This is a genomic window from Dyadobacter sp., assembly GCF_051859145.1.
GTDB lineage: Bacteria > Bacteroidota > Bacteroidia > Cytophagales > Spirosomataceae > Dyadobacter.
Genome location: NZ_JBHYGF010000030.1, coordinates 1 through 14,308, shown reverse-complemented (window position 1 = coordinate 14,308; position 14,308 = coordinate 1). Strand labels below are relative to the sequence as shown.

Sequence of the window (14,308 nt, the reverse complement as noted above, 5' to 3'; positions counted from 1 at the left end):
TGGGGGCGAATGATAGCAGCAGACGAAGTGAGCGGCGCAGGTTATTCCTTCGATGATATTGAGCTATATGCAGTTTCGGACGATATTCAGGTTTTAGGACTTGTTAGTCCGGCGGCTGAAAGCTGCGGTTTGGGTGCGCAGGAATCTGTTACAATTAAAATCCGCAACAGCTCGGCCCAGGCACTGACGGATATACCTGTTTTTTATCAATTGAGTGACGGTACCATTGTTTCTGAGACTATTCCGTCCCTGGCGAAGCGAACGACGGTGGACTACACATTTCAGGCAAAAGCCAATTTGTCTGCACTTGGTTCACAAACCGTGAAGGTGTGGTCGGCGCTGGCGACTGACAGTTTCCGTGACAACGACACGCTGCTATTGACGCTCTTTAATGCACCGGTTATTACAGCATTTCCATACCTTGAAAACTTTGAAAACAACAGTGGATACTGGTTTGCAAAAGGCATAAAAAGCTCCTGGCAGCATGGTACACCCGCTTCGCCAGCAGTTCAGACCGCAGCAAGCGGCAGTAAGATCTGGAAAACCAATCTGGCTGGCTGGCACAATGACAAAGAGGAATCGTACCTCTATTCTCCCTGCTTTAAAGTAGATGGAATGGCGGCACCTACGTTGAGTTTCAGCGTAGCACTGGATCTTGAATACTGTGATCCTAATCCCTGCGACATTGTCTATCTCGAATATTCAGGAAACGGTGGTGCGTGGACGCGGCTGGGAGCTGCGGGGCAGGGTACCAACTGGTACGACCGGACGTATTCGGGAAAAGGAGCTTGGAGTAAAGAGAGTGACCTGCGGTGGCGCGTTGCCAGCATTGCATTGCCCACCGGCTTTACAGATCTGAAAATCCGTTTTGTAATGGTATCAGACGGATTTACAAGCCGGGAGGGAATTGCTTTGGATGATATCCACATTTATGATAAGCTAAATGCAATCTACGATGAAGGCACAATGGTCGCCGCCGCGGAACAGAATGTGGCAGGCGGCAATGTGTGGATTCATTTTACACAAAATGGCAAGCTGATAGCGTCGGTTTACCCGAACGGACAAAACCTCGGGAACACGCAGGTGCAAAGTTACCTGAGTTCCGGCGCAGTGCGAAGTGCCAATTTGAACTACTATCTCGACCGCAACCTGAGCATCAAACCAGCTAATGGAACGTTGCAGGATTCAGTTGGGGTAAGAATATATTTTTCTGATGATGAAGTCAAAACTTTAATTGCGGCGAGCGGATGTGAATCCTGCGACAAGCCCGAGCATGCCTATCAACTTGCGCTCTCGAAGTACAGGAATGCAGATACCTCCAAAGAAGATGGTACCCTGGCTAATAATTCCGATGGTGGCTGGTCGTTTCACGATGGAACAGAAGTCCGGATTGTGCCTTTTGACAAAGGTTATTATGCAGAGTTCAAGGTGAAAAATTTCTCTGAGTTCTGGCTGGCGAAGGGTTTTATCGGCAATTCATCTTCATTGCCTGTGGATCTGATCAGCTTCAATGCCAGGAAAAAGGGTGGGGTGGAGCGAAATAATGATGTGATAGTAGAATGGGAGACTGCTTCCGAAGAGGATTTTGACCGGTTTGAAATTGAAGTTGCTTCCGGCAATGAGGCTTACAGAAAAGGGATGTTTGCCAGGATTGGCCAAATTACCGGGCGTGGAAATGAGGCAGGCGGCAACAGGTACTCTTTCAATGATCAGACTAATGTAAAAACCGGAGTACGGTACTATCGTTTAAAGATGGTCGATACTGACAGTTCATTTAAATATTCCAGTGTGCGGCCGGTTGTATTTGACGAGAAAATAGAATGGGGTATTTACCCAAATCCTTCATCGGGGGTATTCCAGGTAATGTACCAGGCAGATCCCGGCAAGGCGGTTACATTCAATTTATATGATTTGACCGGGCGCTTGTTCAGAAAGGCGAGTACCGAGGCGAATGGTTTTCCGCAGAAGGAAATGATCGATTTGTCAGCAACGGCGTTCCCGCGGGGAATTTACCTGCTTGAAGTAGCCAATGGAAAAGACAAGCAGGTATTCAAGCTTTTGAAAGAGTGATTTTGGTCTGTTAACATTCAAAATTTATTTAACTGTCCGGCAAATGCAGCAAAGCTCCGGGATCAAACGAATATAGTTTTGGTGTTACAACTGAAAGTTATATTCCGAGTACTATGAACAAGTTTTTATCTGTTATCCTGTTTTTTCTCACATTATCCAATCTTGAAGCGCAGAACAGGGGGACGTCCGGCAGGGCTGTCATTCTGGATACCGACATTGGTCCGGACTACGACGACGTGGGTGCAATGGCGGTTTTCCATGCATTGGCGGACAAGGGTGAGATACGCCCGCTGGCTGTAATTGCCTCTAATAAAAATGAACTTGTAGTCCCGGTAATCGATATTTTAAATACCTACTTCGGTCGGCCGGAGTTAGCGTTGGGCGCGCCCAAAGGCAGGGGCATGAGCTTCGGGGCTTCTCAGAAATGGCCTGAAATGCTGGTCAGTAAATATCCTCCACGCATTGCCAAAACTTCTGATGCACCGGATGCAGTACAAACCTACCGCCAGGCCCTTGCCAAAGAGCCGGATGGAAGTGTAACGATCGTTACCATCGGTTTTTTAACCAATCTGGCCGATTTACTGAAATCACAGCCTGATAAAATTTCTCCATTGTCCGGTCCTGCATTGATCCGGAAGAAGGTCAGACAACTTGTATCCATGGCAGGTGCATTTCCTGAGGGCCGCGAGTATAATGTTTATGCAGATTCGGTTGCTTCCGCGGAGGTGTTTGCCGAATGGCCCACGGAGATATTGTTCAGCGGCTTCGAAATCGGGAGGGATATCAAAACTGGATTGAAACTGGTAGCTAACGAAGGATTAAAGAGCCCGGTCAAGGAAGTATTTGAAATGGCAATGCCGCTGAACAAGGAAGACGCAGGCGGCAGAATGAGCTGGGACCAGACTGCTGTGCTCGTTGCCGCGAGGGGCGTGCAGCCCTATTTTGGTTTAAAGCGCGGCAAGATCATAGTTGAAGGCGGCAGCAATAAATGGCGGGATGATCCGATGGGCCCGCATGCTTATTTAGTCCCTAACATGCCGGCAGAGCAACTGGTAGCAGTAATTGAAGGATTGATGATGTGGCAGGGTAAAAGGTAAACAATCTCCCATTTCAGATACAAACAAGCTGGTCATAAATTTTCATTCACGGGAAAGGTAAGCGGCGAAAGCCTGGAAGTTGTTCCCGTAGGTTTTTGCATTAATTCACCATTTCAAGCGGTTTTACAGGTGAATGTTTTGGAAAGACTACCTGGCGCATAATTAAATGAATATTACTGCTGGTAAATCACCCGCGCTAGTATATTTTGCCGACTTATCAGTATTACAATCGTCGAATACTTCCTCTTTTTACCCTAAAAAGTTACTGGCACCGGCAAATCCGTATTCAAACTTTATGAAAAAATTATTCAACTATCAGTTGCTCTTTATCGCGATCCTCTTCCTTTCGGCTTGTGGCAAATCGGGCCAGATCAGCAAGGAACAAGCCGAGAAAATTCGCGTTTCGTGGAAGCTGGTGAACAACTTTGGCGAGCCTGATGGTAGTTTCGAGGCGAGGTTTGTAATCAAAAATGGCAGTGACTTCACTCTGGACGGTACGAACTGGAAGTTGTTCTTCAATATGTCACCACGACCGATCCAGACGAACAAAACGCCGCAGCCTGCCACAGTTGAGCATATCAATGGAGATTGGTACAGAATGGTAGCTGCCAAAGATTTCAAACTCGCGCCGGGCGATTCGGTAACAGTCAATTATACAGGTACCGAGGCAATTATCAAGGAAACAGATGCACCGATGGGCCTGTACTTTGTATTTTATGATAATGAAGGTAAAGAAAAGGAGATTGTGCAGGTTACAGACTACTCAGTGGAGCCTTTTGTAGCCAAAGAGCAGATCCTGAGAGGAAAGAGAGACTTGATGCCCCTGCCGACGGCGGAAGAAAGATATAAACACAACTTACCTTTTACCAAAGTAGCTGCAGACCAGCTGTTGAAGATCATTCCAAATCCGGTGAAGCTTACCGCAGGGCAGGGTACATTCACGCTTAGCAGCCAAACGCAGGTATTTTACCAGGATGGATTGGAGAACGAGGCAAAGTTCCTCATCCAAAAGCTCCGGGAAATGACCGGCACAGACCTGCCTATACGCGCAGGTTTACCTACCGGCGACTCCGCGGAAGCTCCGTCCATTGTGTTGAGGACTGGGCCGGTTAATGTAAATGGAATTCTGGTAGAGGCTTATAAGCTGGCGATAGGAGAGACGGGAATCTCCATTACTGGAAGCGATGCTGCGGGTGTTTTTTATGCAGTGCAAAGCCTGGTGCAACTTACGCCGGTTGAAGTCTACCAAAAGCAGGGCACGCCGGTCGTTTTCAATTATGTGCAGGTAGAAGATGCTCCCCGCTTTCAGTTCAGGAGCATGCATTTGGATGTTGGACGTAATTTTCAGACTAAAGAATCGATCAAACGCGTACTGGACCTGCTGTCTTCTTACAAGATCAATCACTTTCTTTTCTACATCACCGAAGACGAAGGTTGGCGATTGGAAATTGACGGTCTGCCTGAGCTGACCGAGGTTGGCGCACATCGGCAGCATACGTCGGGAATGCAGGCTTCTGCATTGCATCCTTCATACGGGTCAGGTCCGGTTGCTAATGATAAAGGCAAATATGGTAGCGGCTACTATACAAAAGCTGAGTTTGTCGAGATACTCAAATATGCTGCCGAGCGCCACATCAAGGTTATTCCGGAAGTTAACTTCCCTGGACATGCATTGGCTGCTATTAAATCAATGGAGGCGCGGTATGAGCGTTTGATGAAAGAGGGCAAGGAAAAGGAGGCAAATGAGTACAGGCTGATTGATCCTGAGGATAAGTCGGTTTACCTGTCGGCGCAAGCATATAAGAATAATGTGGTTGACATTTCACGTGAGTCGACTTACCATTTTTACGAGAAAGTGGTAGATGAAATAGCGAAGCTGTACAAGCAGGCTGGATTGACACTTGACACATTCCATACCGGCGGAGACGAGGTTGCAGAAGGTGTTTGGACGAAGTCACCAAACATTGCCAAGCTCATGAAGGAGCATCCTGAGATCAAAGAGTATCGCAATTTGCAGACCTACTTTGTCAGGAACCTGCTGCCAAGACTTGAAAAGCGGAACCTGAAAGTACATGGTTGGGAAGAAGTTGCATTGACAAAAACAGCTACCGGCGCTTACCTGGCTAATCCGGAGTTTGTTAATCGTCCAGTAGTACCTTATATCTGGAACAATGTGTTCGATGTCGATCTGGGTTATAGAATGGCGAATGCGGGTTATCAGGTGGTACTTTGCAATGTGACCAATTTCTATTTCGATATGTCTTACAACAACGATCCCAAGGAGCCTGGGCTCTATTGGGGCGGGTTTGTAGATACCTGGGATAACTGGGCTTTTGCGCCATTTAATATGTTCAAGACTACCGAGGAGACAGCAATGGGCAAGCCTATGAAAGAAGAATTTGTCGGTAAGGAACAGCTGAAACCTGCCGCAAGAAAGAACATCCTGGGTATAGAAGCGCAGCTTTGGTGCGAGACGATCAAAGGCCGGGATATGATGGAATACATGATCCTGCCCAAGCTGCTTGGCTTTTCAGAAAGTGCCTGGGCGGCTGAAAGAAAATGGGAGTTTGTTGCTGACGATGCTGCCAGAAAGAAAATGATGCAGGAAGGATGGAATATTTTTGCCAATACCATGGCGCAGAAAGCACTACCCAAATGGGCGTATATCAATGGAGGCTATAACTACAGGATGCCAATGCCGGGAGCTGTCATAGAAAATGGCATGCTGAAAGCCAACTCGGAGCTCCCCGGACTGATGATCAGGTACACTACTGACGGATCGGAGCCGACAGCCAAGTCTGACCTGTATGAAGCCCCCGTGAAAGTGACGGGCACTGTGAAGCTGAAATGCTTTGACATTGCAGGCAGATCAGGCCGAACCAGCGTTGTCAGCGTACCTTAATCCGAAGCTTGAATTCCATACGAACACTCATGCAAAGAAACAGCTTCATTGTAGTTCTGATCCTGCTGATATTTTTCGTGATTTCCTTTCTTACAAACATCCTGGGCCCCATTATCCCGGATATTGTGAGAAGTTTCAGCCTGAGCCTTGGTCTGGCGGGATTCCTGCCTTTTGCGTTTTTTGTGGCTTACGGGGTAATGTCCATTCCTGCCGGGTTAATGGTTGAAAAGTATGGTGAAAAACGCATTCTGATCGCTGCATTTCTACTTGCGTTTATGGGCGCGCTGCTGTTTGCGCTTTTGCCAGGATTCGCAATTGCATTGTTTTCGCTTTTTCTGATTGGTATCGGAATGGCGATGCTGCAGGTCGTGATCAATCCGCTGTTGCGTGTGGCAGGCGGCGAAGAGCGGTTTGCTTTTTTTTCAGTTTTAGCCCAGCTGTTTTTTGGCGCTGCTTCTTTTCTGAGTCCCCTGTTATATACCTACCTCGTGCTCCACGTGCATTCCGGGGAATCGGGTTTTATGATTAATATATTAAATGACCTTGTTCCTGAAAACCTGCGGTGGGTTTCACTTTACTGGGTTTTCTCTGTGATCGCGTTGATCATGGTTTTGCTGATTTCTTTGGTGAAATTCCCAAAGGTGGAGCTGCTGGAAGAGGAGCGGATTGATGTGGGGAATTCGTTTAGGGAGCTTGCCGCCACACGGAAAGTCTGGCTGTTCTTCCTGGGCATTTTTGCTTACGTAGGTACTGAGCAGGGTATTGCTAACTGGATTTCACAGTTCCTGCAGACTTACCACGGTGTTGATCCGGCTACAACCGGCGCATCTGTGATCTCGTATTTCTGGGGTTTGCTGACGGTCGGCTGTTTCCTCGGCTTGCTCTTGCTTAAATTGATCGACAGCCGCAAAGTGCTGATCTTCTTCACCACCGGCGCGATAATCGCATTGTTGGCTGCATTGTTTGGCTCAAAAGAAATGGCACTTTACGGTTTCCCGCTCACCGGCTTTTTTGCCTCTGTGATGTATTCGGTGATCTTTTCACTCGCATTGAACTCGGTGCCGCGGCACCATGGTACCTTCTCGGGAATATTGTGCGCGGGCATTGCAGGCGGTGCCGTGGTCCCTTTGATCGTCGGCGGTTTGGGTCAGTTTTTTGGCTTGCAATCCGCCATGCTATTCCTTCTAATCCCGCTGGCTTACATACTCAGCATCGGAATTTGGGCAAAGCCTTTGGTTAATAATGCGACGGTTAGCAGCGTCAAAGATCTGTTTTAAAGGGCTATTGGCTATTAGCCATTAGCAATTAGCAATAAGTTTTCATTCTTTCATGAGTAGACAACTTGAAATCTCAATTTGCTAACAGCTAACAGCTAACAGCTAACAGCTAACAGCTAACAGCTAACAGCTAACAGCTAACAGCTAACAGCTAACAGCTATGTACAAAATCATTCTCCTTCTTGACTTTGCGGAGGAATACAGTAAGAGCCTGATGAAGGGTATTAACGCGTATTCGAGAGAATTTGGGCCGTGGGTCTTTTGTCGGATGCCGCTGTTTCACCGGGAAACGATCGGAATTGATGGTATCCTGCAATGGGCGCTGGAATGGGGCGCAGATGGAATTGTGGGACAGCTGTATAATAAGGAAATCGACAAGATCGTCAAGGCGGGCATTCCCGTTATCGCGCAGGATTTTAAGGAACGTTTTACCGAAATACCTAATATCACCGGCGCCTACCACGAAGCAGGTCAGCTGGGTGCAGATTACTTTCTGAAAAAGGGTTTCACCAATTTTGCTTTTTACGGTTTTAACGACATTGTCTGGTCACGGGAGCGGGCAGAAGGCTTTGAAGAAAGACTTAAATCAAAAGGCCACCAGGTCCATTACTTTGAGCATAAAAAGGCGCGATCGACGGAGCTCTGGTACTACAAGCCCAGCTCATTAAGCCGCTGGCTGAAATCACTGCCAAAGCCGATCGGTTTGATGACCTGCGATGACAATCAGGGCCAGCATATTACCGAAGCCTGCCGGCACGTGGGCATCCGAATTCCGGAAGAAGTAGCAGTGCTCGGCGTTGATAATGATGAAATGATATGCGATTTGTCCGACCCGCCCCTATCAAGTATAGCATTGGATGTAGAAAAAGGTGGTTACGACGCTGCAAAGTTGCTGGACCACATGATCCAGCACGGTCCCGGCAAATACGACGACATCATCGTGAAGCCAATGCAGGTAATCACGCGGCACTCCACTGATATTTATGCCACCAACGACGATCACATCGCCTCTTCTTTAAAATACATTCACCAGAACATTGAGAAGAATCTCCATGTTGATGAGGTAGTAAAGCAGGTCCCGCTATCGCGGCGTGCATTGGAAAAGCGCTTTCTTGAAATTACCGGTTACCCGATCTACAAATACATCTTCAATCTCCGCATTGAGAAATTCACACAGAAGCTGCTGGATACGGATATGTCTGTATTCGAGATTGCACTGGATATGGGCTTAACAGACAGCAAAAATATAGCCCGCCAGTTCAGGCAGGCTAAGGGATGCAGTCCAAGTGCTTATCGGAATAAGTATCTGGCCGGGAAGTGAATCCTAAACTCTTCTCACCAGATTACGATTCTCGAAGAATCCGGAAGTACCATTTTGCTGCCGGTCGTACAGCCGAATGCAGTTTCAAACTCTTTTAAATGTGGAAGCGGACCATTGATCCTGTCTTTGGCAGGTGCGTGCGGGTCGGTCTGAACCTGGTTCCTTAATGCTTCGTCAGTCGTGTTCATGTGCCAAACCTGCGCCCAGCCCAGGAAAAACCGTTGCTTCCAATTGAACCCGTCAATTGGCTCAGGCTCTTTTTTGCCTTCAAATGATTTTTGCAAAGCATAGTACGCAAGCGTCAGGCCCCCGAGGTCAGCTACGTTTTCTCCGATTGTCAATGCACCATTGATATTAAATCCCGGTAAGGCTTCAATGCCGCTGAAATAGTCTATGTACCTTTTAGTGAGTTTGTCGAAATTGGCTCTATCGGCAGCGGTCCACCAGTTTTTCAGGTTTCCTTCGTCATCGAACTGCGATCCCTGATCATCAAATCCGTGCGTAAATTCATGACCTATCACGGCAATTATTCCTCCGTAGTTGATCGCGTCGTCGGCGTCTCGGTTATAGAATGGCGGCTGCAAAATGCCGGCCGGGAACACTACTTCATTGTTCAATGGGTTGTAGTAAGCATTTACCGTCTGCGGGGTCATTCCCCATTCTTTCTTATCTACTTCTTTACCGATTTTGTCAACAGCTTCCTTATGCCCGAAGAGCGCCGCTGACACCACGTTTTCGAATAATTTATCGGGAGCGATTTCAATGCTCGAGTAGTCTTTCCATTTGTCAGGATACCCGATTTTGTAGGTAAATGCTTTGAGTTTCTTATGCGCTTTTGCCTTGGTAGAGTCGCTCATCCAGGTTAGTTTATCAATGCGCTCGCCGTACACCGTGCGTACATTCTCGATCATCTCAGCTACTTTCTTCTTATCTTCTTCAGGGAAGTATTTTTTCGAGAATAGCTTGCCGAGCGGCATACCCAGTAGTCCATCGGTTGACCTTATCGCTCTTTCCTGACGAACCCGCTGTTGTTTTGTACCTCTCATTACTGTACTAAAAAAACGGAAATCTTCCTGATCGAAGCTCTTGGGAAGGTATCCGGCAAAACGTGAAAGCAGCTGCCACCTCGTATACATTTTCAAAGTATTGATCGGGGTCGCTTTCAGCAAGGTGTTCAGGTTTTGCAGGTAAGCTTTGTTCTGAACAATGATCGTATCAGTTTTGATATCCTGCTTATCTGCGAAAGTCTTCATTTCAAATGCAGGCAGCAGCTTTTCCAGATCGGCAAAGGCCATTTTATTGTAGGTCTTCACGGGATCACGTAATTCCACATTGCTGAGCTGCAGTTTAGCCAGCTTTGTTTCGAAGTCAAGCAGGGTTTGACCAGGTTTTGGATCCGTAAACCCGGCGAGGGAGAACATCTTATCTACGTGTCCGACAAACTCTTTTCTAACTTTTACAGTACTCGAGTCGGCGCGTTCGTAATAACTTTTTTCACCTAAACTCAGGCCACCCTGACCTTCATACAGGATATTGATCTTGCTATTCCGCAAATCTGCATCCACACCAAAGCCAACTACGCTGGGCACTCCCAATTTCTGTAATTCACCTGCTACGGGTACAAGCTCTTTTAAGGAAGTAACCGCATTGATTTTGTCGAGATACGGTTTCAATGGGGTCAGACCGCGCTTTTCAATTGTAGCTGTGTCAAGAAATGATTGATAGTAATCAGCGATCTGCTGTTCTTCGCTTCCTTTCTTACGGTCTTTGTTACTCGTGATTTCGGCGATAATGCTTTTCAGCCTAACCCCTTTATTTTCTTTATCCAAAATCCCGAATGCACCCCAGCGGCTTTCCGTTCCTGGTATCGGGTTTTTCTTCTTCCAGCCTCCATTGGCATAGCTGTCAAAATCATCGCAGGCTTTGGCGGTGGAATCAAGCGAGCTGATATCGAAGCCAGGTACCTTTTGTGTATCCGACTGTTCGTTTTCCTTTTTGCAACCCGCCAGCAAAAGCGATAAGGCGAGGGCATGATAACCGAAACTGGCTAATTTCATCTTTTGTGAAATGTTGTTGAAGTACTTATTAAAATGGTAAAAAGTTAGGATATACCTCCCATCCAGCCTTTGATCGGCTTCCAGAAAACGAGCAATATCAAACCAAATATGGTCGTAACAATAGCCACCTGATTGAATAATGCAGGCATTTGAAGGATGTTACTTTCGTCAAAACCGCCCGCAAAAATACCCGCAATTAGGTTACCCAGCGAGGCACCCACAAACCAGATTCCCATTAGCTGGCTGACATAACGTTTTGGAGCAAGCTTGGTGTAGGAGCTGAGCCCCACCGGACTTACACAAAGCTCGCCGATTGTATGAAGGAGGTAAGTAAATGTCAGGAAAAAGGGTGAAACAAGCTCACCTGTAACAGCAATGTTGGAAGCGGCTACCATCACAAAAAAGCTTAGGCCCAGTAGGATGAGGCCCATTGCAAATTTCACGGGAATGGATGGATTCATGTTTTTTGATGAAAGGGAGATCCACAAGCTGGCCAGTATGGGTGCAAAGATCAGTACAAAGGTAGGCTGGAAGTTCTGGAACCAGCTGGATGGTACTTCCCAGCCGCCGATCATTCGTTGTGTATGTCGCTCGGCAAAGATTTGCAATGAAGTACCCGCCTGCTCATATCCCGCCCAGAACAATGCAATGGCCAGGAACAGGATGATCAATACGCCAACGCGGTATTTCTCTACGCGTGTCAGTCCGCCGGCAACCAGGATGAAAAGAAAATAGGCAGCAGAAATGGATACGATGATCACACCCGCACCTTGCGCAAGGCCCTGCGCGGTGGTCATGTCAATAGTACCCGAGGATTGCAGTACGATCAGGAACACGACGAGCAATGCGATTAGTCCGTAGCCGAGTAATTTGTTGTTACCCGATTGAGGGGCTACATTCTGCGGGTCTTCTTCCTTCGCTGTGGGAACTTCACCCAGTCCTTTCAGGTAAGTGGCGCTCCCATATCGAAATACGATCAGCCCCAGCAACATCCCGATTGCCGCAGCACCAAAGCCCATGTGCCAGCTCACTTTTTCACCCAAATAACCTACTATCGCGATTCCAAGGAATGAACCGAGGTTGATACCCATATAGAAAATCGAGAATGCTGCATCGCGGCGTGCGCCGCCTTCCGGGTATAGCTCGCCTACAATAGAACTGATATTCGGTTTCAGAAGTCCGGTACCAATGGCCACTGTGCTCAGCCCGATGAAGAAGAGCACGGGTCCGGCAGGTACTGCCAGGATAATGTGCCCCAGCATGATGACAATTCCTCCATACCAGATAGCCTTTTTCTGACCAAGAATATTGTCTGCCAGCCAGCCACCGGGCAATGTAAGCAGATAGACTGAGGCGGTATAAAGCCCGTAAATGGCCGTGCCTTCCGATGCACTCAGTCCCATTCCTCCTCTGATGTTATCAAGCAGAAAGAGCAGCAGGATAGCACGCATGCCATAATAACTGAAACGCTCCCACATCTCTGCAAAAAACAAAACATACAGACCTCTGGGGTGTTTTTGGGATATTTGTGATGCCATATAAGGAAGGCTATTTATTTGGTTTTCGGGGTTATTCTCAATTGATTTTATGGTGCAAGATAGGAATTATGGGTAAATATAGAAATGCATAAAAAAGCGGCGGTGGTGCTTTACACCATCGCCGCGAACAAACACTGTGGTTTACCTGATTACTTTACTGAAAATGAACCTTCCCCAATGGAGAAACCTTCCGAATATAATTCAATCGTGTATTTACCCGACGGAAATGCAGCGTCTCGATCGTACATAATACTCACGTCCTGGTTGCTGTTGGTATAAGCTACATCCTTACTAATTGTGAAACCCTGCTCCTGTCCATTGTAGTCAAACACACCGGATCCTGTTTTTGTATCTGAGATTGTTGCGCCACTTGGATCGATAATACGGAGGTAAATGGTTTTGTTGTCGGTTTGTGTCAATGGATTTTTTTCCAGCATGAAATCAACACGAACCTTATCTATCCTTTTTGCTTTCACATTCTCACCTTCTCTGACCTTACCCTTTGACGAAACTGCATACACTTTCACATTTCGCGCCCGCAATGCAGCTGCCATTGTTACTTTGGATTCCAACTCGGTGTTTTTGGCTGTCACCGTGGAAAGTGAATCTGCTACGGCTTGCTTACTGGTTTGAAGTTCGGTTTTCTCCTGAACGAGGGTTTCATTCTGACTGATCAGCTGCTGGTTTTCTTCCCTTAATTGCGCTATTTCTTCGTCTTTCTTGGTAAGGAAACTTTCATACTCTTTGATCTTCCTGCTCATATTGGCATTGCCTTTTCGAAGCGCAATACGATCATTTTCGAGTGAAGCTTTTACTTTTTGAAGTTCTTCAACATCGCCACCCAAACCCTGTACTTCCTGAATCCGCGCATCCAGCTGTTTGGATATGGAGTCGAGCTTTATCTCGGATGCAGCCAGCTCGCTGACACGCGTTTCGAGGTCGGCAGACTGTTTGGTAGTGAGTGTTCTTTCATTATAATATAAGTAACCAAAAACTGCAGCGATGATCGTCATCAGTATTAACCCGACCAAAAGGCCGGTGTTGTTCTTCCTTTCCATAAAATGTTGTTAGGTTAATAGTTATATCTTTTATGGAGTATGTTCAAAAACCATGCCATGGCTATACGTAAGAATGTACACTAATTATTACCTCGAACTAAATGAAAAGGCCCGCAGGTTGATCCCTGCGAGCCTTTTGAAAAATTAATAACTGATAAGAGTAGCTATTTGATCTAGTAATCTCCGCCTGCGCCTCCTCCTCCAAAGCTTCCGCCACCAAATCCTCCGAAGCCGCCGCTTCCTCCTCCAAAACCGCCGCCACCCCAGTTTCCAGAGTAGCTGCCGCCACCCGAATGTGTCGTGTACGGCCAGAATATCGGTCCGCCAAAACCACCCATTCCGCCACCTCCGCGACCACCACGATTGTTACGGTTCCGCATGATAATGAACGCGATGACCATAATGATAGCAACGATAAGCAGAAGCGGCGGAGAACCACCATTGTCATTGTTATTGTCCTGCTTTTCAGCTTTATATTCACCGGTTGCATACTTGAAGATCATATCCACACCTTCGTCCAGCCCCTGATAAAACTGGTTCTGTTTAAAACGCGGCGTGATCACCTGGGAAATAATCCGTTTGGCAATTGCATCAGGGATCGCACCTTCCATTCCATAGCCGGTACCGATAAAAACCTTCCGGTCAGTAGGCGCCCACAGCAGTACAATACCATTGTCTTTGTCCTTTTGCCCCACTCCCCATTCTCTACCAATTTTGAAAGCGTAGTCTGCAATAGGATAGTCGCCGGTTGTGGGGACAATTACAATAACGATCTGCGAAGAAGTGGAATCGTTGTAGGCAACGAGTTTCTGTTCCAGACTGGCCTTTTCGCCGGCGCTCAGCTGATTGGCAAAGTCATTTACCAGTTTAGGTGGATTTGGTTTGGCAGGGATATCCTGAGCCCAGCTGCTACAAAGGGAAATGATCAGCAGAATGGGTAGTAAGAGTATTTTCTTCATGGGTTCAGTGTCCGAACGAAATATCGTCC

9 protein-coding genes are annotated in these 14,308 nt (G+C 47.1%); 5 read left to right on the top strand and 4 right to left on the bottom strand.

Annotation, left to right across the window (positions count from 1 at the left end; all coding sequences use genetic code 11):
* The 5 genes from ACTIE6_RS02740 to ACTIE6_RS02720 all read left to right on the top strand — a co-directional run.
* Window positions 1-2,070: T9SS type A sorting domain-containing protein (locus tag ACTIE6_RS02740; RefSeq protein ID WP_439555169.1), on the top strand; the 2,070-nt coding region annotated here is incomplete at its 5' end.
* A gap of 113 nt (window positions 2,071-2,183) precedes the next feature.
* Window positions 2,184-3,167, top strand: a complete 984-nt coding sequence (locus ACTIE6_RS02735; protein WP_439555168.1) for a nucleoside hydrolase — start codon at window positions 2,184-2,186, stop codon at window positions 3,165-3,167.
* A 295-nt stretch (window positions 3,168-3,462) separates the two neighbouring features.
* Window positions 3,463-6,069, top strand: coding sequence for a family 20 glycosylhydrolase (locus ACTIE6_RS02730; RefSeq protein ID WP_439555167.1), 2,607 nt, complete (start codon window positions 3,463-3,465; stop codon window positions 6,067-6,069).
* 29 nt (window positions 6,070-6,098) lie between these two features.
* Entirely contained in the window at window positions 6,099-7,346 is a 1,248-nt protein-coding gene (locus tag ACTIE6_RS02725) for an MFS transporter (RefSeq protein ID WP_439555166.1), read from the top strand.
* Window positions 7,347-7,506: 160 nt separating this feature from the next.
* Window positions 7,507-8,667: a substrate-binding domain-containing protein gene (locus ACTIE6_RS02720; RefSeq protein WP_439555165.1), complete on the top strand. Its 1,161-nt coding sequence runs from the start codon at window positions 7,507-7,509 to the stop codon at window positions 8,665-8,667.
* Between the two features lie 14 nt (window positions 8,668-8,681).
* Here ACTIE6_RS02720 and ACTIE6_RS02715 read toward each other — a convergent pair whose 3' ends face one another.
* From ACTIE6_RS02715 to ACTIE6_RS02700, 4 genes are all read right to left on the bottom strand, one after another.
* Window positions 8,682-10,724 (bottom strand): M13 family metallopeptidase, encoded by a 2,043-nt coding sequence (locus tag ACTIE6_RS02715; protein WP_439555164.1) that lies wholly within the window; start codon window positions 10,722-10,724, stop codon window positions 8,682-8,684.
* Window positions 10,725-10,768: 44 nt separating this feature from the next.
* A complete protein-coding gene (locus ACTIE6_RS02710) occupies window positions 10,769-12,262 on the bottom strand; it encodes a peptide MFS transporter (RefSeq protein ID WP_439555163.1) in 1,494 nt (497 codons plus the stop codon).
* A 149-nt stretch (window positions 12,263-12,411) separates the two neighbouring features.
* Window positions 12,412-13,320: a hypothetical protein gene (locus ACTIE6_RS02705; protein ID WP_439555162.1), complete on the bottom strand. Its 909-nt coding sequence runs from the start codon at window positions 13,318-13,320 to the stop codon at window positions 12,412-12,414.
* 173 nt (window positions 13,321-13,493) lie between these two features.
* Window positions 13,494-14,279, bottom strand: coding sequence for a TPM domain-containing protein (locus tag ACTIE6_RS02700; RefSeq protein WP_439555170.1), 786 nt, complete (start codon window positions 14,277-14,279; stop codon window positions 13,494-13,496).
* Between the last annotated feature and the right edge of the window lie 29 nt (window positions 14,280-14,308).